Source organism: Asaia krungthepensis NRIC 0535 (assembly GCF_025995175.1).
Classification (GTDB): domain Bacteria; phylum Pseudomonadota; class Alphaproteobacteria; order Acetobacterales; family Acetobacteraceae; genus Asaia; species Asaia krungthepensis.
On the sequence record NZ_BAPV01000043.1, the window covers coordinates 124,071 to 144,902 of the forward strand.

General features: G+C 59.5%; 15 protein-coding genes and 2 pseudogenes. 9 read left to right on the forward strand and 8 right to left on the reverse strand.

The genetic code is table 11. The features are described from left to right. Nucleotides 1-51 precede the first annotated feature (51 nt). From AA0535_RS12165 to AA0535_RS12180, 4 genes and pseudogenes are all read left to right on the forward strand, one after another. Entirely contained in the window at nucleotides 52-1,443 is a 1,392-nt protein-coding gene (locus AA0535_RS12165; protein WP_264816651.1) for an ethanolamine ammonia-lyase subunit EutB, read from the forward strand. After that, complete coding sequence (gene eutC / locus AA0535_RS12170; protein WP_264816653.1) at nucleotides 1,440-2,228, forward strand: ethanolamine ammonia-lyase subunit EutC; 789 nt, start codon at nucleotides 1,440-1,442, stop codon at nucleotides 2,226-2,228. The genes AA0535_RS12165 and eutC overlap by 4 nt, the downstream gene beginning before the upstream one ends. 26 nt (nucleotides 2,229-2,254) lie before the next feature. Continuing rightward, nucleotides 2,255-3,580 (forward strand): ethanolamine permease, encoded by a 1,326-nt coding sequence (gene eat / locus AA0535_RS12175; protein ID WP_264816680.1) that lies wholly within the window; start codon nucleotides 2,255-2,257, stop codon nucleotides 3,578-3,580. A gap of 216 nt (nucleotides 3,581-3,796) precedes the next feature. After that, nucleotides 3,797-5,134 (forward strand): annotated as a pseudogene (locus AA0535_RS12180) (outer membrane beta-barrel protein); the annotation flags it as partial. An 85-nt stretch (nucleotides 5,135-5,219) separates the two neighbouring features. Here the strand turns inward: AA0535_RS12180 and AA0535_RS12185 are convergent. From AA0535_RS12185 to AA0535_RS12210, 6 genes are read right to left on the reverse strand one after another with little or no spacing between them, the layout of a single operon-like run. Beyond that, nucleotides 5,220-6,152, reverse strand: coding sequence for an ABC transporter permease (locus AA0535_RS12185; RefSeq protein ID WP_264816655.1), 933 nt, complete (start codon nucleotides 6,150-6,152; stop codon nucleotides 5,220-5,222). Then, nucleotides 6,149-7,189: an ABC transporter permease gene (locus AA0535_RS12190; RefSeq protein WP_264816656.1), complete on the reverse strand. Its 1,041-nt coding sequence runs from the start codon at nucleotides 7,187-7,189 to the stop codon at nucleotides 6,149-6,151. The genes AA0535_RS12185 and AA0535_RS12190 overlap by 4 nt, the downstream gene beginning before the upstream one ends. Then, the gene (locus AA0535_RS12195; RefSeq protein ID WP_373319333.1) at nucleotides 7,186-8,766 is read right to left on the reverse strand and encodes an ABC transporter ATP-binding protein; all 1,581 of its coding nucleotides are present in this window, start codon (nucleotides 8,764-8,766) and stop codon (nucleotides 7,186-7,188) included. The genes AA0535_RS12190 and AA0535_RS12195 overlap by 4 nt, the downstream gene beginning before the upstream one ends. 4 nt (nucleotides 8,767-8,770) lie before the next feature. Beyond that, nucleotides 8,771-9,868, reverse strand: a complete 1,098-nt coding sequence (locus AA0535_RS12200; protein WP_264816658.1) for a BMP family ABC transporter substrate-binding protein — start codon at nucleotides 9,866-9,868, stop codon at nucleotides 8,771-8,773. After that, a complete protein-coding gene (locus AA0535_RS12205) occupies nucleotides 9,859-10,422 on the reverse strand; it encodes a glutathione S-transferase family protein (RefSeq protein ID WP_264816660.1) in 564 nt (187 codons plus the stop codon). Before AA0535_RS12205 ends, AA0535_RS12200 begins: the two co-directional genes overlap by 10 nt. After that, nucleotides 10,416-11,012: a Rieske (2Fe-2S) protein gene (locus AA0535_RS12210; RefSeq protein ID WP_264816662.1), complete on the reverse strand. Its 597-nt coding sequence runs from the start codon at nucleotides 11,010-11,012 to the stop codon at nucleotides 10,416-10,418. The genes AA0535_RS12205 and AA0535_RS12210 overlap by 7 nt, the downstream gene beginning before the upstream one ends. Nucleotides 11,013-11,364: 352 nt before the next feature. On the opposite strand from AA0535_RS12210, the gene AA0535_RS12215 reads away from it, so the two are divergent. The 5 genes from AA0535_RS12215 (at nucleotide 11,365) to AA0535_RS12235 (ending at nucleotide 19,228) form a co-directional block, all read left to right on the forward strand. Beyond that, entirely contained in the window at nucleotides 11,365-12,255 is an 891-nt protein-coding gene (locus tag AA0535_RS12215) for an aromatic ring-hydroxylating oxygenase subunit alpha (RefSeq protein ID WP_264816664.1), read from the forward strand. Then, nucleotides 12,255-12,761 carry a nucleoside deaminase gene (locus AA0535_RS12220; RefSeq protein ID WP_264816684.1) on the forward strand — a complete coding sequence of 169 codons (507 nt, stop codon included), beginning with the start codon at nucleotides 12,255-12,257 and terminating at the stop codon, nucleotides 12,759-12,761. The genes AA0535_RS12215 and AA0535_RS12220 overlap by 1 nt, the downstream gene beginning before the upstream one ends. 109 nt (nucleotides 12,762-12,870) lie before the next feature. Then, nucleotides 12,871-14,235: an 8-oxoguanine deaminase gene (locus AA0535_RS12225; protein ID WP_264816667.1), complete on the forward strand. Its 1,365-nt coding sequence runs from the start codon at nucleotides 12,871-12,873 to the stop codon at nucleotides 14,233-14,235. A gap of 356 nt (nucleotides 14,236-14,591) precedes the next feature. Next, entirely contained in the window at nucleotides 14,592-16,337 is a 1,746-nt protein-coding gene (gene ybaL / locus AA0535_RS12230; protein ID WP_264816669.1) for a YbaL family putative K(+) efflux transporter, read from the forward strand. Between the two features lie 353 nt (nucleotides 16,338-16,690). Continuing rightward, nucleotides 16,691-19,228 (forward strand): TonB-dependent receptor, encoded by a 2,538-nt coding sequence (locus AA0535_RS12235; RefSeq protein ID WP_264816671.1) that lies wholly within the window; start codon nucleotides 16,691-16,693, stop codon nucleotides 19,226-19,228. 365 nt (nucleotides 19,229-19,593) lie between these two features. On the opposite strand, the gene AA0535_RS15820 is transcribed toward AA0535_RS12235, so the two are convergent. Together AA0535_RS15820 and AA0535_RS12245 are read right to left on the reverse strand one after the other, a co-directional pair. Then, complete coding sequence (locus tag AA0535_RS15820; RefSeq protein ID WP_373319331.1) at nucleotides 19,594-20,001, reverse strand: transposase; 408 nt, start codon at nucleotides 19,999-20,001, stop codon at nucleotides 19,594-19,596. Between the two features lie 247 nt (nucleotides 20,002-20,248). Beyond that, nucleotides 20,249-20,695, reverse strand: a pseudogene (locus AA0535_RS12245) (IS5 family transposase); the annotation flags it as partial. Nucleotides 20,696-20,832: the final 137 nt, after the last annotated feature.

Sequence of the window (20,832 nt, forward strand, 5' to 3'; positions counted from 1 at the left end):
TTCGGATCCGGAATATATTCCATTTGATCGCAACGGAAGGAGATGATCTGCATGAGCTATGCTGCCACCCTTTCAGGCGAGCGCTACATGTTCCGCGATTTGAAACATCTCATGGGCTGTGCTTCTCCGTACCGCTCGGGCGATGCGCTGGCCGGGCTCGGAGCACGCAGTGCCACGGAGCGTGTGGCCGCGCGATACGCCCTGGCCGACCTTCCCCTTACCGCCTTTCTCAACGAGGCGCTCATCCCATACGAGGTCGATGATGTCACAAGGCTGATCATCGACACACATGATCGCCGGGCGTTCGAGCCGATTTCCTCGATGACGGTAGGGATGTTCCGTGACTGGCTGCTCTCTCACGAGGCCGATACGCGGAGCCTCACGGAGATTGCGCGTGGCGTCACCCCTGAAATGGCGGCCGCAGTCAGCAAGATCATGCGCAATCAGGACCTGATTGCGGTGAGCCGCAAAATCGAGGTCATTACCAAATTCCGTAACACGATCGGGCAGCGGACCGTGCTTGCCTCACGCCTTCAGCCCAATCACCCCACCGACGACCTTCGGGGTGTTGCCATCTCGACCCTGGATGGCCTGCTCTATGGCTGCGGCGACGCCGTGATCGGCATCAATCCGGCGACTGACAACGTCGAGACGGGGCGCGCTCTGCTCGAAATGCTCGACACACTGCGTCAGACTTATTCAATTCCGACCCAAAGCTGCGTGCTGACTCATGTGACGAATACCATCGAGATCATCAATCAGGGTGGACCGGTTGACCTTGTCTTCCAGTCAATCGCGGGGACACAGAAAGCCAATGAAGGCTTCGGTGTCACGCTCGATATTCTCGCCGAGGCACAGAGCGCTGCGCACGGCCTGAGGCGCGGCACTCTGGGCGATAACGTCATGTATTTCGAGACCGGTCAGGGCGCGGCGCTTTCGTCGGATGCCCATCACGGCATCGATCAGCAAACGGTGGAGGCGCGAGCCTACGCGGTCGCCCGGGCTTTTGATCCCCTGCTCGTCAACACGGTCGTCGGGTTTATCGGCCCTGAGTACCTCTATGACGGCAAGCAGATCATCAGGGCCGGGCTAGAGGACCATTTCTGCGCCAAGCTGCTTGGCGTGCCGATGGGCTGCGATGTCTGCTACACCAACCATGCAGAAGCCGATCAGGACGATATGGATGCGTTGATGCTTCTGCTCGGAACGGCCGGGGTCACCTTCCTGATCGGTGTGCCTGGCGCAGATGACATCATGCTCAATTACCAGAGCCTCGCCTTCAGCGACATTCTCACGACACGGTCGCTTCTGGGCCTGAAGCTGGCACCGGAATATGGGGCGTGGCTGGAACAGATGGGATTATATGACAGCGCCTCGGGCCGGGTCTTGTCGCGCAGTCCCGGCGAGACGCGGCTTGCTGGCCTGATTGGCTGGCAGTCATGACCGATCCAGTCAATCAGGAACCGCCGCGCGAGATCGATGACCCATGGCGTGTCATGCGTGCCGCAACACGTGCGCGGATCGGGTTGGGGCGCAGCGGCAATGGCCAGGTGACGCGGGATGTACTCGCTTTCCAGGCCGATCATGCACGCGCGCGCGATGCCGTGCATACCCCACTCGACACCGAGGCACTGAGGCTTGGCCTTCGTCCCCGACAGGCACTCACCGTGACCAGCGCCGCCAAGGACAGACCGGGCTTTCTCGGCAGACCTGACCTGGGACGGCGTCTGGGGATTGAGTCGCGCGAATGCCTCGAACGCGGCGACTGGGACCTCGTCTTCGTGCTTGGAGACGGGCTGTCTGCGCAGGCCGTAAGCAGGCATGGGCCTTCACTCGTCGCCTCTTGCTGCGATGGTCTGCCCGGTTGGCGTATCGCACCACCGATCATCGCCCTGCAATGCCGCGTGGCACTGGGCGACGATATCGCCGCCTGCCTGGGAGCACGCATGGTCGCCGTGCTGATTGGCGAGCGCCCCGGCCTGACCGTGTCTGACAGTATGGGCGTCTATCTGACCCACGCCCCCGCGCCCGGTACGCCCGACTCAAAGCGCAATTGCCTTTCCAATATCCACGATCACGGGCTCAGCCCCGCGGAGGCGACCGTCAAGCTGCTCTGGCTGATCAACGAGGCAAGGCGTCTCGGCCTGACCGGGGTCGAACTCAAGGAACGCACCCCACAAGCGCCCTCAGAGCTACAGAGAGAAGAAAAAGGACGCCTCGCGCCGTGAAACAAGAACTGCCAGCAGTAAGTGCGATGCCCCCGCAGCTCAACCGGAAACTCAGCGCCTTCCATCTATGGGGTATCGCCGTCGGGCTGGTTATCTCCGGAGAGTATTTTGGGTGGAGTTATGGCTGGGCCACCGCGGGTACGCTGGGTTTTCTGGGTGCGACGATTTTTGTAGCGTTCATGTATACCGCGTTCATCTTCAGTTTTACCGAGCTCACCTGCGCCATTCCTCACGCTGGAGGACCTTTCGCCTATGCGGAGCGTGCTCTTGGCAGGTTGGGCGGCACTGTCACGGGGTTGGCGACACTCGTCGAATTCATTTTCGCCCCACCTGCGATAGCGCTTGCCATCGGCGCCTATCTGAACGTGCAGTTCCCCGGTCTGCCGCCCAAACTGGCGGCAACAGGAGCCTATCTGGTTTTCATGACGCTGAATATTGTGGGGGTCCAGATCGCGGCCACGTTCGAGCTCTTCGTCACGATCGCAGCGATCGTCGAACTGCTCGTCTTCATGGCAGTCGTCGCGCCTGCTTTTTCCTGGGCGAACTTCAACCATAACGGGTGGGGGGCAGGATCCCATTTCGGCTTTACCGCAATGGGCGGTGTTTTCGCGGCAATTCCCTTCGCCATATGGTTTTTTCTGGCCATAGAAGGGGTTGCGATGGCCGCCGAGGAGGCGCGCACCCCTCAACGCTCCATCCCTGTTGCCTATAGCGCCGGCGTTCTCACCCTCGTGACGCTGGCGTTCGGGGTCATGATCTTCGCCGGAGGCTCAGGCGACTGGGCGACACTCGCCAATCTGAATGACCCTTTGCCTCAGGCCATGAAACGCGTAGTCGGGTCACAAAGCCCGTGGCTCTCCATGCTGGTATGGCTGGGCCTGTTTGGGCTCGTCGCCTCTCTCCATGGGATCATCATGGGATTTGCCAGGCAGATTTACGCGCTTGCCCGGGCAGGAATTCTGCCGACAACGCTGGGACGACTGCATAATCGCTTCCACACCCCTCATCGCGCGACCATTGCCGGAAGCGCGATCGGAATCGTTGCCATTTACGCCGATGATGTCGTCTCGATTGGCGGTCAGTCCCTGACGGCCATCCTCGTGACACTCTCGGTTTTCGGCGCCCTGACCATGTACGTTATGAGCATGATCAGCCTTTTCGTCCTGCGTCGCAAAGAACCCGGTCTCGAGCGAGGATACAAGGCGCCGCTCTATCCCTTGCTGCCCGCCATTGCCCTTTCAGGGGCTGCAGTCTGTTTTATTGCCGTTTCGTATTGTAATTTCTTATTGTTTCTGGTCTATATTACACTTCTGATTATCATTGCCATAATATCAAATAATCTCACAAGATAAAGGACAGATAATCAATAATAGTCCGGATATGCGATGGACAAACCAATCGGCCGAATGCTCTTCGCAGGCACGGTCTTCATTCTCGGATCAACCTCCTGCCGCAAGGCGTCCGCTCACGAACCTTCAGCAAGCGCGGCTTCTCACTCTTTGGACGGCGTCAGCACTTTCCAGAGCGAGAACGTGGAAACAGACCGGGCCAGCCCTCCCCAGCGTATGGAGGATATCCAGCGGGGAACCGGCCCTCTCTCGGACCATATTGGCAACGCGCCTGGCCCAGGCGACGCCTCCGGTATTCCCGCACAAGCGAACGGCAATCTTTTCCCTGCCGTGCCCCCCAATCGCCCGACATACTGGAACGGCATAGAAGGGCATCTCACTGTCGAAGGGGGCATCGCAGGAAATCCCTGGACAAGATCTGGGCGTAATTTCGGTCAGTTTTATGTCGATCGCGCCAACACGGTCACGCTCAACCAGATCATGGGGGCGCTCTCTCATCCCGTGACCAATATTGGATCAGGATACGGTCTCGGGTTCGTGATGGAAGTGATGTACGGCTCTGATGCACGCTTCGACCCAACAATCGGCATGGCGGACAAGGCGCTGACAGGGCTCTATCAGATCGCCCCGAGCCAGGCGCATATCGATCTGCATGTGCCTTGGTTCGTCAAGCAAGGGATCGATCTGCAACTCGGTCAGATCTGCGGGATCATGGGTGCCGAAGGTACCCCGGCCCTTGCCCGCCCATTTTATACGGTGAATTACGCCTCGGCCTATATCGTGCCGTTCGAGACGGTCGGTATTCTCTCAACCACCCATTTTACCGGACATCTCGATGGTATACTGAGAGTGGACGCGGGCAATTCCACCACTTTTGGCAATGCAGGTAATAACAGCCGCCCGAAAGGATATATCGGCCTCGCTTTTACTCATCTCATGGCGGGGAAACTCGACGGGCATCTCATCGGTCATTTCGGGCCCCAGGGGAATAACGGCCCTGTGCGTCGCTCCCCGGATGGCTGGACCAGTATCGGTATCGGACGCGCCGCCAATCGAGAGATGCTCTTTAACGGAGATGTCCTGCTGACCTATCATTTTGATGACCAGGTTTCGATGACAGTGAACGGCACCTATCTGCATGACAATATCACGCGCGATGACAGCTACGGGGTCACGACCTAACTGGCCTGGGACATCGACCCGAGCCTGCGGCTGAATTTTCGTGGCGAAGTGTTCAGGGATAACACGGGGGCCATGATCGCTGCCTATGTCAGCACTACATCCTATACCGACATGCTCCGCAATGTGCCTTATCCCTACTATGTTGCGTCGCCTACGACCTATGGCGCCCTGACTGTCGGCGCGAGTTGGAAGCCCGAATTCATCAACCGGCATATCCATACCGGTCAGTTCACATTCCGTCTGGAAATCAGACTCGACAAATCGCTCAATGGCACACGTCAATTCAACCGCCCGGCCCCTTTGGGTGAGACGGTGGTGCGCGATGGGACCAACAATATGCTCTGGTTCTCCTGCGACGCGATCTGGTCGTTCTGAACCGCGGATGCCAGAAGACGATACGTCAGGGCAAACCAACCGACGGGCTAACTCACCTCGCCTTGCCGGTCAGGCTAGGACGCATCTAGCGCTCTTCGCGGAAGTAGGGAATGCCAAGTGCTGCCGGTGCCGCCATCAGGCGCCGCATGCCTGGTAAAACCAAGGCAGGCAGGATCATGAACATGATCGTGCCGAGATACGGAGTCATGTTCAGGACGGCCGGGGCAATCGGCCAGCCCTGCGCCTGGCCAAAAAAGCTGAGCGACATCACCAGTCCGAACAGCAAAGCGGAAGCCGCCGCGAAGACAGGCCGATAGCCACAGAAAATCACCAGCGCTACGGCAATCCACCCACGCCCGGCAATCATGCCTTCAGACCATACGGGCATCACGGAAAGCGTCATGTCGGCCCCCGCGAGTCCGGCAAGCGCGCCCCCGGTCACGACGGCCCACAGGCGATAGCGCCGGACCGGTATCCCCACAGCATCCGCCGCGGCAGGATTTTCGCCAACGGCGCGCAGGCTCAACCCCAGTCGCGTACGGAAGAGCAGGCAGTGGCAGGTAATCGGCAGGATGATGAAGGCGAGATAAACGAACGGGCTCTGAATGAACACAGGACCGATACCGGGCAGACGGGACAGACCCGGGACAGACCACGAGCCGAAAATGGCAGAGACCGGAAGCCCCGCTACGGCATGCCCGAGAACAGCGCTGAGCCCCAGTCCGAGAAAAGTGAGCGCCACGCCGCAGAGTGTCTGATTGGCGGAACCGTTGACCGTCGCCAGGCCAAGCACGAGAGCACCGGCACTTCCCGTGATCAGGGCGGCAAGGCATCCGAGCCATGGAGAGAGCGAGGCATCGGCGGCCAGAACGGCCATGACAGCGCCAAGCGCCATGAGGCCCTCAACCCCAAGATTGATCACCCCGGCCCGTTCGGCAATCACCTCGCCCTGCGCCGCCAGAGCAAGGATGCTGCCATAGGCCAGGGCATGGAGAACGAGTGGCAGGAACGCCGTCATGATTTTGTCTCCAGACGCACATAGGCTGCCAGCTCATCGCTTACTGCAACGGCAAAGACCAGAAGCCCCGTGATGGCCAGCACTGAAGAGGCACTGACCTGGAGGGTCTGCAACACGATGCCAGTATTGAGGATCACCGCCATGAGGAAGGCAGCAGGAATGAGAGCATAAGCCGATTGGCGCGCCAGCAGCGCCACGACGATCCCGAGATATCCATAGCCATGCGCAAGCCCGCCCTGGAGACGATGGACGGTTCCGAGCACTTCCATCATGCCGCCAAGACCCGCCAACGCCCCCGATGCGACAAGAGCCGTGAAGAGGCGCGGCGCAACCCTTATGCCTGCGTAGCGTGCAGAGTCAGGATTGGAGCCGCAAAGGGATAATTCATAGCCGAAACGGCTTCGTTTAAGCAGGGCGCCCAGCGCTACGACAAGTGCCAGAGCCACAGGACCGCCCCAATGAACGACGCTGTACACAGACGGCAAAGCCAGCATCATACGCTGGCTTGAAACCTGCGCGTCCGTCACGTGATCGGCCCAGGGACCTGTCACAAGATAATAGACAAGATAGGTAGCAATGAAGTTGAGAAGAAGCGTGGTGATGATTTCGCTGACGCCGAGCCATGCGCGCCCTGCGGCAGGCACAGCACTCCATGCGCCCCCGGCCACAAGGCTCGCGAGCATGGCGACGGGCAACGCAACAGGAGCCGGTAGAGGGGCGAATAACCCTACTGCCGCTGCAGCCGTTGCGCCTGCCAGAAACTGACCTTCAGCGCCGATATTCCATAACCCTGCCCGCAGCGCGAGCCAGACTGCCGCCCCGGTCATGAGAAGAGGCGTCATGTAAAGAGCAAGATTTTCCAGTCCGAAAACCGTGCCGAAAGTCGATTTGAGCACGAGTCCGCAGACCATCCCCAGCGGCAGACCCAGCAGCACAAGAACGATTGCGAGAACGACAGCGACCGCACACAGGGCCAGGGCCCTTCCGATCATGATGCGTCTTGCCGGAACGACAGCCAGTCTGGTCCGTCGGCTCATGCCCCCCCTCCTGCATCACGACCGCTCATGAGGGCTCCGAGTGTTGCCCGGTCGAAGCCGGAACGATCCACGATTGTCATCAATCGACCTGCGCAGAGTACCGCGATACGGTCACTCAGGGCCATGAGTTCGTCCAGATCCTCCGACACGAGGACGACGGCACGCCCTTCATCGCGAATTTCGGCCAGGGCCTCGCGCATAAGGGATATCGCGCCAATATCCAGCCCCCGGCTGGGATAGCTTGCAATCAGGGCCAGATGGCTGATCATCCTCTCACGCGCCAGGACAAGTCTCTGCTGGTTGCCTCCCGACAATCCGCGCATGGGTGTGGAAGGGTCCGCCACCGTCACGCGGGCCTGATCGAGTAGCGACCGCGTGAAATCGCGCGCAGCCGCCGCGTGGTAGGCCATACGTCCTCCCACCGGATGGGTACGGAAGACGCGCATCACCGCGTTCTCTGTTACCCCCAGAGCCGGTGCGAGCGCCTTGTGAAGCCTGTCTTCGGGCACATAACCGATACCGGCCTTCCTGAATTCTCCCGGCCCACGCCCCTGCATGGCGGTCCCCGCAACATGGACCTTCCCGCTCAGAGGAATGCTCAGCCCTGCAAGGATATCGGCAAGTTCCGACTGGCCATTCCCGGTCACTCCGGCGATACCGAAAATCTCCCCGGCCCGGACATCGAGAGAGAGCGGGTGCAGCCGTAATCGGCCGGCGCTGTCACGAAAGCTGACGTCCTCAAGCGCGAGGACAACATCCGCCCTTCCCCGCGGTGCTGACCGGGGATAGGCCGTTTTCTGCTCAACCGGACGGCCGATCATTTCGGTAACCAGCGTGGCAGGGTCCGTCTTGTCCACCCGGTGACTCCCAGCAACGCGACCATGACGAAGCACGGTCACCTTGTCGGCCAGGGCCATGATCTCGTCGAGCTTGTGGCTGATCAGGATGACGGCTCCCCCGCCGTCGCGAAAGCGACGCAACGCAGCGTAGAGCTCGCCCACCTCCAGCGGACTGAGAACGGCGGTGGGCTCATCCAGTATGAGCAGTCTCGCCCCACGGGACAACACACGCAGGATTTCCACGCGCTGCTGCTCGCCCGACGTCAGGCTGTCGATCGGAGCATCCGGACGGATATCGAGACCGAAGCGTTTTGCTTCTGCCTGAGCGCGTTCCGCGAGGGCCGCAGCGGAAAGCCATCGTCTGGTCTCGCTCCAGCCCAAGGCGAGGTTCTCCGCCACGGTGAAGCGGGACACCAGCTTGAAGTGCTGATGGACCATGCCGATACCCGCGCGGATTGCGGCCTCGGGACCGTCGAAGGTTACGCCGTAACCGTCGAGGATCAGCTCGCCCTCATCTGCCTGATAGAGGCCCGTGACAACATTCATCAGTGTGGATTTCCCGGCGCCATTCTCGCCGAGCAGAGCGTGTATTTCTCCGGGATAGAAATCGATCGAGACATCCTTGTTCGCGATCACGCCCGGGAAATACTTGGCAATTCCGGAAAGGGAGAGGAGCGGTGGCGTCCCTGCGGGCAGGCTTTCGGGCCGTGCCCCCTGAACGGCGTTGGCATCGTGCAGATACTCAGACAAGCCCTGACACTCCCTCGACCTGCCAGTTCCAGTGGAAGATTTCCATATCGGTCATGGTCTGACCTGCGGGAACCCGAACCTGTCCCTTTGAGTCCTTGATCGGTCCTGTGAAGGGGGACCACCCAGCCAGCATACGATCACGCGCGGCATCGGCTTCTCTCTGGATCGCCAGTGGCACGCGCGCTCCCCATGCATCGCGGTCCACACCATGGCCAAGGGTCAGGAATGTCCCGGCAGGGCGCCAGCGCCCTGCGATACGCGCCTCGATAGTCTGCCGATAATAGGCGACGAAATCGAGCATGACCGAGCTGACATAGGCATCGGGTCCGAACTGACGCATATCCGTGTTCCACATGGCGGCCCAGACACCGCGTTCCTGTGCGACACGCAGATAGCCGGGGTCATCCATGATTCCGCAGAGGAAATCGCAGCCACTATCGATCAGCGCGGCCCCTGCCGAGGCTGCGGCCTGAGGATCGAACCATGAATTGATGGAGATGACACGCATTGTCGCTTCCGGATTGACCGATCGCGCACCGAGCAACGTGGCATTAGCGCTCGCAATGACCGAGGTGGTCGGAAAAGACGCGATATAGCCCAGCCGACCGTTGCGACTCAGACGGGCAGCCGCGATACCGATCACATAGCTCGCGTACCAGTGCGTGATATAGTACCAGCCCAGATTGCCTGTGACGTTGTTTCCATCGCATTCCAGAAAGCCCACATCCGGCGCTTGATTCGCGACATCCTTGATGAAATCGCCATAATCCGATGTCGAGATCACCATCTGCGCGCCCTCAGCGACGAACTGGCGAAATATCCTCGTGGCATCGGCTGAATAGGGAATGCTCTCGACATAGAGCGAGCGCATGCGCGGGAAATGATCCTTCAGGGCCCGGATGGCCTTGTCGTGCATCTGCGTCCAGCCACCGTCATTGACCGGGCTGGTATGGCCAAACCCTACGAGCAGATCCTCTTCGGCAATCGGAGCGAAACGTGTGGCCGCGCCCGCGCGCAACGGAAGGCCAGCGCAGCCCGCGGCGGCAAGAAGACGCCGGCGAGTGAGACCTTTGGAAAAGCTCAGTGACATGAGGGAATTCCGGGCATGACGATGAAACCGGGCCTCTGGCGTAGCTGGTGCACGAAGCGGCGTGTGGCTGGGTAAAGATCCATGGAGATACCGAGATCGCGCGCCAGCCCGGCGACGGGGAACACCACGATCTCGATGAAACCGGGCATCTGTCCCGAAAGCCATGGCTGGCCGGAGAGATGACAGGCCGCGAGACGGTCCTCAAGAGCGCGAAAGAAGTCTCGGACTGCCTCTGTCTCGCCCCTCACCGGTACCGGCGCTGAGAGGGCATGACGACGCGCCGTCGAAAACTGACCCAGCCCCTCGAGTGCCCATTTCAGGATGGTTCTTTCCTCGCCGTCGGGGAAGGACCACTCCACATTCGGCAGGCGAGAGAAATACTCGAAGATATCGACCAAACCGACGCAATACACGTCATCCCCGTCACTCAACACCGGACCGTAGATTTCAGCGCGCCTGTCCGTGACCTCGGCCAGAGGTACAGCCAGAAACGAGGCCGCAAGACGTACAGCGTAGCTGCGTTCATCGGGCATCCAGCCATGGAGGGTCAGCATGCAATCTCCTCCAGCGTGTCCCGCATCCGTAAAAGCCAATCGGCCTCACGCCGCAGCGAGGTCTCGTCCCGCACGGCAAGATGGACCATCGCCACGTTCGGCTCGGGCATATGAAATGCGATGAGCCGGTCTGCAGAGATACGCCAGTAATGCTGATCGAGCACGAGAGCACGGCGTGTTTCGTCCTCACTGGCCCTGATGGCCAGGCTGCGAACCCCATGCCATGCGCCCTCTGCCGGGGCACGGGGTACCCTTTCATCGCTGGCGGCCATCGTCACCCATATCATCCCCGCCGTCTCCACCACGGTGTAGGCATGGGTTTTAATTGTTGAGGGAGGATTGAGCGCCGGATGAGCCGGAATGACGCGGCAGCGACCCTCGTGGTCGTATTGCCAGCCATGATAGAGGCAGGCGAGCCGGTTCTCCCTGATAAAACCAAGGCTCAGCTGCACGCCGCGATGGGGGCAGCGATCCTCCCATGCCTGCAGCTTTCCCACTGCATCGCGCCAAAGCACCATTTCCTGACCGTCATGGCGCACCGGCACAACCTCGCCCTCGGCGATATCCCGCGAGAGTGCGACCGGGATCACGAAAGGGTTCTTTCAGACCAGTCCTGAACGAAACACCGTTCCGGCCCGGTCAGACACGCCATGACAAACATCCCGACAAGGGCATCGGCCCCACGGAGAACGAGAACGATCTCGTTCGAAGTCAGATGTTCCGTTGCGAGATCGAGCGACAGAAGCGAGGCGCGTGCTTCGGCGAATGCCCGGAATACGTGCGTATCGAAACGACCTTGGAGGCGCAGGGCTGTCGCGATCGTCGTTTTCCTTCCATTCAGACAAAGGTCGATGTTGCGATCCTGCCAGTAATAATTTTTTTGACAAGTGGATGGGCACTATTAATGTTACCGGACACGCAATGATCGGTGAGGCGCCAGAAATGAAGTCATCGGGTACGGCCGATCCGGTCTCGCAGCAGCAATGGTATCCGCTTGGCATGAGCGAGAGCCTTACTGCGTATTACGCCGAAACCCTCCTTCTGGATCTGCCAATACGCTTTCGACGGGCAGCCTCCGGAGATCCTGAGGTCCGGCAAGGGGAGATCGCCCTGCCCGCCTGCGAAAGATTCGGGTACCTCTGGACCACGCTCAACACCGAGGCACCGGACCCGTCGCTGATACCCCGCATCGACGAGGCGGATGAGCCGGACCGCCGGCTGGTTTGCTGTGGCTCGATAACGGTCAATGCTTCAGGACTGCGTGTGGTCGAGAATTTTCTCGATATGGCCCATTTTCCGTTTGTTCATACGGGTATTCTGGGTGCGGAGCCGCACACGGAGGTGGAACGCTATCGCGTGGAGACACGCGAGGACGGCAACGAAATCTGGGCTACCGAATGCAGGTTCTTCCAGCCTCAGGCAGCTTTATCGGCTGAAGGGGGCCTGATGACCGACTATGTGTACCGCATCGCCTCCCCCTTCTCGACACTGCTTTACAAAACGAACCCGATCGACACAGACCGCAAGGACGTCATCGCCCTTTTCGTCCAGCCCATGACGCCGGGCAGTTGCCGTGCCCATCCGGTCATGTTCCTGCTGGACGATGAATCGGATCTCGATGCGCTTGTCGAGTTCCAGCAGACCATCTTTCTTCAGGACCGCAGCATCCTCGAAAGTCAGCGCCCTGTCGCCATGCCTCTCGATGCTGGCAGCGAAATTCCCACTTTGGCGGATCGGTCCTCTGTCGCTTATCGCCGCTGGCTCAAGTCCCGCGGCGTCACCTATGGCGCCTCAATGAGCCCCATGACAATTCTTTCAACGGAGCCCGCATGATGATGACGATCGCACAAGATGCGACCGAGGCCGACCTCACCTTCCTCCGGGAGGCTTTCAGCGTCGCTGAAGGCTCCCGGCTCGAGGGTGACCATCCGTTCGGCGCCGTGCTTGTCGACGATCAGGGCGTTGTCGTGATGCGCCAGGGCAACGGGTTCAGCAGCGAGGGGCATGACATGACCGCTCATGCGGAGCGGCTGCTCGCCAGCCGGGCAAGCAAGGCCTTCGGCGCAACGCGCCTGCGCGGTTTCACTCTCTACAGTTCTGCCGAACCCTGCGCGATGTGCGCCGGCGCGATATACTGGGCCGGGATCGGACGCGTCGTCTATGGCCAGTCCGAGGCTCATCTGAAAGGGATGACGGGCGATCATCCCGAAAACCCCACGCTTGACCTGCCCTGCCGTCAGGTCTTCGCAGCCGGGCAGACGCCAACCGCGGTGATCGGTCCCCTGCTCGAGGAGGAGGCCGCCGAATTGCAGCGCAGCTTTTGGGAGGCAAAACGCTGACGGACTGAAACACCGCCCGTTCTCACTTGCGAGATGACGATCCGGATTGCCGCTTATCCGGGACAGGGCCAACGCGGATCATCCATCCATTTGCGTTCAGGACCCTGACATGACTTACGCCCCTTCGCTTCTCATCACCCACGCTTATCTCTATCTTGATCGCGGCCTCGAAATTGCCGATGGCTGGATCCATCTCGACAAAGGGCGGGTCGCCGGTTTCGGTCCGATGACCATGGCGCCCCCTCAAACCGCGAAACGGCTTTCCGCCGGAGGGCGGATCGTCACGCCCGGTCTGGTCAATGCCCATCACCATATGTACCAGAATCTGACGCGGTCCTACGCACCCGTGGTCAATGGGACATTGTTCGAATGGCTCCAGGGGCTTTATCCGCTTTGGGCGACACTGGATGAGGAGAGTGTCTATCTCTCATCCTATGTTGCCATGATCGAACTGCTGCTCGGCGGGTGTACCACCTCCATGGATCATCACTATGTGCATCCGAGGCCGAGACTCATCGATGCGCAGGTCAGAGCCGCAAGGGATATCGGTTTCCGCTTCCACGCCACACGCGGCTCGATGACTCGTTCGGTCAAGGATGGCGGGCTGCCGCCCGACAGCGTGGTGCAGAGCGAGGACCATATCCTTGAGGACTGTGAGAGGCTGATCGGGCTGTATCACGACCCAGAACCAGGTGCGATGATCCGTGTCGCGCTTGCTCCCTGTTCCCTCTTCAGCGTGTCGGAGACGATCATGAAGGAGAGCGCCGCAATGGCAGAACGTCTGGATGTGCGGCTTCATACGCATTTAGCCGAGGATCACGATGAGGACCGTTATTGTCAGGAAGTCTATGGCTGCACGCCCACCGAGTATTTCGAGCGTTCCGGCTGGGCGAGCGAGAGATCATGGGTTGCCCATTATATCTATCCATCTACCGACGAGGTGGACCGCCTGGCCCAAAAAGGAGTCTGCGCCGCGCAATGCCCCTGCTCGAACATGATGATCGGTGGGGGTGCCGCCGATGCCATGGATTTGCGACGACGTGGCATGCGTGTCGGGCTCGGCTGTGACGGTTCCGCGTCGACCGATCACGCCTCGCTCTGGCTGGAGGCGCGCATGGCGCTGCTTCTGGGACGTTTCCGCAATGGCCCCCACAGCATGACCGCCCGTGATGCGCTGGACATGGCCACCCGTGGTGGTGCGGCATGTCTGGGGCGTGAGGACGAGATCGGGCATTTGAGACTGGGAGCCTGCGCCGATCTGGTCATCTGGGGGCTTCCCCCGTTTTCCCGGGCCGGCGCCCTCAGTGACCCGATTGAGGCCCTGCTGCGATGCGCGCCCGCGACGGCCTGGACCACCATCGTCAACGGCAGGGTTCTTGTCTCTGAAGGACAGCCTTGCCAGTCCGGACTGGAGCGCATTCTCAGTGAGCATGAGCGTGCAGCGCGGCGCATGCAGAAGCTCGATCACGGCTGATCCCGCAGCCGTTGCGTCACCCCATTCGACTCATGATCGGGCATGAGGGATGCCAGAAAGAACGTTGAACCTTGCGTGAGGTGATATGGGGCGTGGCAACCTGCCTAGCCCCACACCGTTGGCTGAGCAGGCCAGATCGCAAGACCAGTTCCAGTATTCATTAGCATTTTATCGCCTTGGGCTGGTGTAACCGGTGACTGCAATGACCGCTTGGCCATGGCGGAGGTCAATTCGTCTGGCGCGCATTCGAAAACAGGATGTTTCCGGTCTGAGACACATTGCGAAACTGGCCACCATCCCCGATGCTCCCTTAATCATTTGTGTCCCTATCCCAGAATTCAGGATTCCAGTCTTCCATGAGTCATGATACGCCCCTGATTGGAATCCTTGTGGTCGGGCTCGGACTCGCCTTCATCCTCGGCACAATCGCGCAGCGCATCAGGATCTCCCCTCTCGTTGGGTATCTGCTCGCCGGTATCGCTGTCGGACCCTTCACACCGGGTTTCGTAGCGGACCAGCCCCTCGCGGCTGAACTCTCGGAAATCGGCATCATCCTGTTGATGTTCGGTGTGGGGCTTCATTTCTCGCTCAAGGACCTGATCTCGGTCAGGGCGATCGCCGTGCCAGGGGCATTGCTCCAAGTGGCCTCCTCCATCGCCATAGGTGCGGGTGTCGCCTGGATGCTGGATATGCCGATCGGGGCCTGCATCATTTTTGGCATTGCGCTCAGTGTCGCGAGCACAGTCGTGCTGCTGCGCACCCTGCAGGAGCAACGCCTGATTGAAACCGAGCGTGGCAGGCTCTCTGTCGGTTGGTTGATCATTCAGGATCTCGTGACGGTCCTGGCGCTCGTCATATTGCCGCTCTTCGCGCCCATCATGCGCAGCGGCAGCCATGAATCTATCAGCCTGACGGGGCTGGGGCTCGCCATCGCCCTGACGCTCGGCAAGGTGGCCGCATTCATGGCGCTCATGCTTGTCATCGGGCGGCGGGTGATACCGGCCATCCTGCACTACGTGGCACATACAGGCTCACGTGAACTGTTTCGTCTAGCGCTTCTGGCACTTGCGCTCGGGGTCGCGTTTATCGCCACGGAGTGGTTCGACGTTTCCTTTGCCCTGGGCGCCTTCGTAGCCGGCATGGTGCTCAGCGAGTCAGAGCTGAGTCACCGCGCTGCAGCAGAGACCCTTCCCCTGCGTGACGCCTTTGCCGTGTTGTTTTTCATCTCGGTCGGGATGTTGTTCAATCCGCTTGTGCTGATCAGGCAGCCCCTGCCGCTCATTCTCACATTCCTGGTGATACTGGTCGGTACGCCCCTCGCCGTCATTGCCATACTGCGTCTCTTGCGCCAGCCTTGGAACACGACGCTCTTCATTGCGAGCGGGCTCGCCCAGATTGGCGAGTTCTCGTTCATCCTTGCGGCGCTCGGCATGAAGATGAAGGTTCTGGACGGACGCGCTCAGGATCTGATTCTGGGGGCATCGATCCTGTCCATCCTGATCAACCCGTTCATCCTGATGGCGACACAGCGTATCGAGGCCTGGATCACGCGGCACAGCCCAGCACCAGCCGTGCCGGTCAAGGATGAAACCGGCATTCTGCTCCCTCCCCCCACGCCGACACAGCTGGAAGGTCACGCCGTGATTGTGGGCTGCGGGCGTGTTGGACGCCTTGTCGTTGAGGGGCTGGTGCGTGATGGCTGGCGAGCCCTGGTGGTCGAGACGGGTAAAATGGCCGACCCGTTTCCGGCCGACAACAGCATTGAACTCATGTTCGGCAATGCTGCAGAAGCCCGCACGATCAAGGCAATGAACCTGGAGAAGGCGCGGCTGCTCATGGTGGCCATTCCCGAACCCTTCGAGGCCGGACAGATCATTGCGCAGGCCAAGGCAATCAATCCCAACCTGATGATAGTCGCGCGCGCTCATTTCGATAGCGCGGTCGCTCATCTCAAGGAACTTGGCGCTGACCATGTCATCATGGGCGAGCGAGAAATGGCGATGGCAATGCTGGCAACGGCAGTCGATGACCTTCCTTTCGATGGGCGGCCGCCTATGAGCGATCCCACGATCGAGACGGGTCTGGACCCGCTCCCTGCCTGACAGGTCTTCATCCTGCTGCCCGGATACTGAACTGGAATGAGGGTTGAGCGGCGCTCGCTGGGTCTGCTGCGACGCCGTCGCGTCATGCGGCCCCACATAGCCCTCTATCGCTACGGTATGTGTCGAAACGTATCATTTGTGGCTTTCCCGTCATAGCGGTCAGGTTTCCGATACGGGGACGGTCCATTTCACAGCGCTGTCACAAATAACGCTATAAATGGCTTTGCCGCGGGGTCGGACAACCTTACCGACACATCCAGATGGCGCCTTCTGGGGGTGGTTGGAGGGAAATCCAGTCTCGCATGTGTAACAAAAAGATACACATTTGGTTCATCCTCATGAGGATCAAAGCGATGTTCTCACGCTCGGCGCGTCTGTTCTGCACCACTGCGCTCGTCACCCTACTCACCCCGGCTGCCCATGCGCAGGATGCTCGCGAAACGTCCCAACATGGTATTGCCCAGACAGGTGCTCCGCAGCACGGCACATCGCGCAAACAGGCTCCAGCCACCAGCATCGCCAGGCGCCCGACGTATGAGGATCTGGCGGCACCTTCCATGCTTGGAGCGACCGCCCCGACAGATGAGCGCATCGAAGTGACGGGCCATAATTACGGTGACGGCGTAACCCGGCGCGCTTTCGGCGGAGGGTTGATGACCCCCTCTGACAGTCCGAAATCCGTCTCTGCCGTGACGCGTGATTTCATCGCCAAACAGAACCCTGCGCTGAATCCGATGCAGCTTATCGCGCTGCTGCCTGGGGCCAACGTGTCGGACACCGACCCACTGGGCATGACCGGCGGGAACCTCTCGGTGCGTGGGCTGACCGAGTCACAGATGGGCTTCACTCTCGAAGGATTCCCGATCAACGATATCGGCAATTTCGCCGTGTATCCTCAGGAGATCGTTGACGCGGAAAACCTGAAGACGGTTCGTCTGGCCCAGGGCTCTGCCGATCTCGATAGCCCACATATCAGCTCCTCCGGCGGTGTGGTCGATATGTACATGATCGACCCCAAGATGAAGACGGGGGGGATGATCGATGCGACCTATGGATCTTTCAACGCCACGCGCGGCTTTCTGCGGTTCGACACCGGCAGGATCGGCGCGACAAATCTGCGCTCCTATTTTTCCTATTCGCAGAGCCGTCAGGATCACTGGCGCGGGCCAGGCTGGGACAACAAGAAGCACGGTGAAATGAAGATCGTGAATGACTGGGGCGAAGGCAACCGGATCTCGCTGGCGGTTGTAGGCAACAACATCCAGAACAACGCCTATCCCAATGTCTCGAAAGCAAGCTGGGACAAATGGGGCACAGGCTTTACAAATCCCGTGGGAAGCAGCGGTCTCACTGCCTCCGACCCCGCCAACACGGTCTATGATGCCAATTACTACGTGCCTTCACGGGCGGGATCGGTCAATTACTACAAGACGCGACCCAATCCATTCACCAATATCTATGCATCAATGCCATCGACCTTACGTTTGTCAGACAAGCTGATCCTTACCGAAACGCCTTATTTCTGGTACGGTTACGGCAATGGCGGCGGCGCGCAATACACCGACATGTCCAAATTTGTCTACGGCAAGCAGACACTGGCCGGTACGGTCAATGGCGCCGGCAAAGGCATGCAGGTTCTGTATAACCCATCCCTCACCGAGACCTATCGCCCTGGTGCAACAACAAAACTCACGCTGACAACCGGCATCAATCGCTTGATGATCGGCTACTGGTTTGAGTACGCCAAGCAGCGCCAGACCGCGCCTTTCAGCTTTGTGGGTGCGGACGGGACGCCGTTGAGCCAGTGGGGGGACGAAAACAACGTGGTTCTGAGCAACGGTGTAAAAGCGCAGTACCGCAATACCCTGACCCAGACACAGGTCCATACACCGTTCATCGGCGACAGCCTGTCGCTGCTTCATGACAAGCTCACGATCGATGCCGGACTGAAATACTCCATCGTGAAGCGTTCAGGGACAAACTACCTGCCCGACGTCCGCAACCGGTACGTTTCGACCGACTATAATCAGGCTCTGCCAACAGCCGCCATTCGCTACAAGATTGACCGCCATAATCAGGTTTTCGTTTCCGTGGCGACCAATTTTCGCATGCCTCAGAATTACGCGCTCTACGATGCAGGCAGTTTCAACCAGCGTACCGGACTTTATTCCACCCTCGCAAACCCGGATCAGAAAGCAGAGATATCGATCTCGGAGGAGGCCGGCTGGCGCTATCAAGACGATCTGATTTCGTCGTCGATCACCTATTTCCACTACAATTTCACGAATCGTCTTTACACGCAGTCGGTACAGGATGGTGTCTCGGGCTCGTTCTATACGACAAATATCAATGCAGGAGGGATGCATTCTGACGGGTTCGATGCCGAATTTGGCACCCGACCGATCTATAATATGCGGCCCTACGTCTCAGTGGAGTACCTGCATGCTGTGACTGACAGCAATATCCCGGCCGGGTCAGGAAGCGGCGCAGATTATGTTCGCAGTGCCGGTAAAAAGGCGCCGCAGGCACCTGATTGGCAGGTAGGGTTCGGTCTGGATTATGACGACGGAACACGCTTCGCCAACTTCAACCTTAAATATGTTGCTCGGCAATATGCGACGTTCATGAACGATCAGAGCATTCCGGGCTATGTGCGCATGAATATCGGGTTGGGATATCGCTTCCCGAAGGTCAGCATCTTCAAAAGCCCGATCCTGCGCCTCAACCTCCAGAATATCAGTGATAACCGTTATCTCAACTGGATTCAGTCACCGCAGGCCAATGCGAATCCCACGACAGGGGTGTTCGGCAAAACGATCAGCGGCTCGGTTCCCACATACAAGATCGCATCGCCTTTCGCCGCACTGGCAACATTGTCCAGCGACTTCTGACAACAGGTTTTGCACTGTTGGTTAGTCTCCATTCGTCTGTGCAAGAAGAATGGAGACTTTCGCAGATGACAACACGGGAAAACGATTCACACATCAAATCAGACCATTAGCGAGACATCTTGCGCATACTATAAATATCACGCTCTGATCATCGTTTTGAATGTTTGTATGAGCTAGATATTCCAATATTATATCGCATATTTTTGACCTTTTCGGATTGATACCCACAACTTGACATTTCCCGAACCTGCAGGTTAGGCTCATCGTGAGCGGCTCAGGAGCCGCGTCATCCACGCCGTCCAGCAGCATTCCGATAAACCCACCGTGTTCGAATTTGCTTGAAGCGGTTGTTGCTCTCTTTTCGCTTACGCCAAACGCTGCCAAGTCGAACACACCTCTCGGCGTGCCTCGAAATGACGTCGAGCCAGAAAGCCCCGTAGACAAATTGCCGTATCATGCAGGTCCATAGCATAATCTGATCGATCTGGTTCATAGCCTGCGGCGGCGAAGCAGGCGACGGTCAGTCTGTGACAGACATCGTCGATCGCACTGCACGCCGCATCCTGGAGTGCATCGGTGGGTCGAGGTGCCCCTCGCCTGATCCATGCCTTCATCTTGGCGAAGATGGTCTCGATAGGGTTGAAGTCGGGACTGTAGGGCGGCAGGAACAGCAGGCGGGCACCGACTGCCTCTACAGCCTCACGCGCTTCGGCGGTCGTGTGTCGGCAGATTATCCTGAGTGACGGCGTCTCCTGGCGACAGCGTGGGAGCAAACTCCTTGCGGGCGTAGGCGGAGACCTATTCGCAGGTCATCGGGCCATCCAGCATCATCGGTGCGGTCATGCCGGACAGGCGCAAGCCTCCGATGAAGGTCGTGATTTTCCAATGCCCATGGGGCACAGACATCCGACAGTGCGTGCCACGGCGTGAGCGTCCGCGCAGGCGGGCCATCTTCGTTGAGACGGACGTTTCGTCGATGAAGACCAGCCGGGCCAGATCTAGGTCAGACTGGTTGTCAAACTAGGCTGCGTTGACAAAAGACCGGGGCCGTAGCCTGGCGGTGGCGAGATTGAGGAAGCTCTCGAAAGACAGAATGCTCTTGTCGTAGCGGGTGGCGATCCGGCGTTGCTGCTTGAACTTGCCAAACATACGTTCGATGCGGTTTCGGTCCTGATAGCGGCGATAGCCGGGATGCTCTGGCGCTTTACGGTTTGAGCGTGGCGGGATGATCGGTAGGATGCCCCGCATCAGCAGGCATTGGCGGAAACCGTCACCATCGTATCCTTTGTCTGCCAGCAATGCCCTCGGCGTAGCGGCCGGGATCGCGATGAGCGGCTCGGCGCTAGTATAGTCCGATGCCTCACCACCGGTCAGGATGAAACCAAGAGGGCGTCCCTGATTGTCTGCCCGGGCGTGGAACTTGCTTGTAAAACCGCCGCGTGATCGACCAGGAGCGTTCATACGAGCCCCCCTTTTCCGCCCGCAGTCGAGACATGGCTGCGAACGCTGGTGCTATCGGTCATGTGCTGACAGTCATCGGTAAGGCCCAGATCGACCAGCGTCTGCAGCATCGCGTCCCATACGCCCTGTTCAGCCCAGCGGCG

Excerpts from the sequence above, each read along its gene's own strand:
- AA0535_RS12215 (WP_264816664.1), top strand. The coding sequence starts at position 11,365 with ATGAAGTCATCGGGTACGGCCGATCCGGTCTCGCAGCAGCAATGGTAT.
- AA0535_RS12185 (WP_264816655.1), bottom strand. The coding sequence starts at position 6,152 with ATGACGGCGTTCCTGCCACTCGTTCTCCATGCCCTGGCCTATGGCAGC.
- AA0535_RS12200 (WP_264816658.1), bottom strand. The coding sequence starts at position 9,868 with ATGTCACTGAGCTTTTCCAAAGGTCTCACTCGCCGGCGTCTTCTTGCC.
- AA0535_RS12225 (WP_264816667.1), top strand. The coding sequence starts at position 12,871 with ATGACTTACGCCCCTTCGCTTCTCATCACCCACGCTTATCTCTATCTT.
- AA0535_RS12165 (WP_264816651.1), top strand. The coding sequence starts at position 52 with ATGAGCTATGCTGCCACCCTTTCAGGCGAGCGCTACATGTTCCGCGAT.
- AA0535_RS12205 (WP_264816660.1), bottom strand. The coding sequence starts at position 10,422 with ATGCTGACCCTCCATGGCTGGATGCCCGATGAACGCAGCTACGCTGTA.
- AA0535_RS12190 (WP_264816656.1), bottom strand. The coding sequence starts at position 7,189 with ATGAGCCGACGGACCAGACTGGCTGTCGTTCCGGCAAGACGCATCATG.
- eutC (WP_264816653.1), top strand. The coding sequence starts at position 1,440 with ATGACCGATCCAGTCAATCAGGAACCGCCGCGCGAGATCGATGACCCA.
- AA0535_RS12220 (WP_264816684.1), top strand. The coding sequence starts at position 12,255 with ATGATGACGATCGCACAAGATGCGACCGAGGCCGACCTCACCTTCCTC.
- AA0535_RS12235 (WP_264816671.1), top strand. The coding sequence starts at position 16,691 with ATGTTCTCACGCTCGGCGCGTCTGTTCTGCACCACTGCGCTCGTCACC.
- ybaL (WP_264816669.1), top strand. The coding sequence starts at position 14,592 with ATGAGTCATGATACGCCCCTGATTGGAATCCTTGTGGTCGGGCTCGGA.
- eat (WP_264816680.1), top strand. The coding sequence starts at position 2,255 with ATGCCCCCGCAGCTCAACCGGAAACTCAGCGCCTTCCATCTATGGGGT.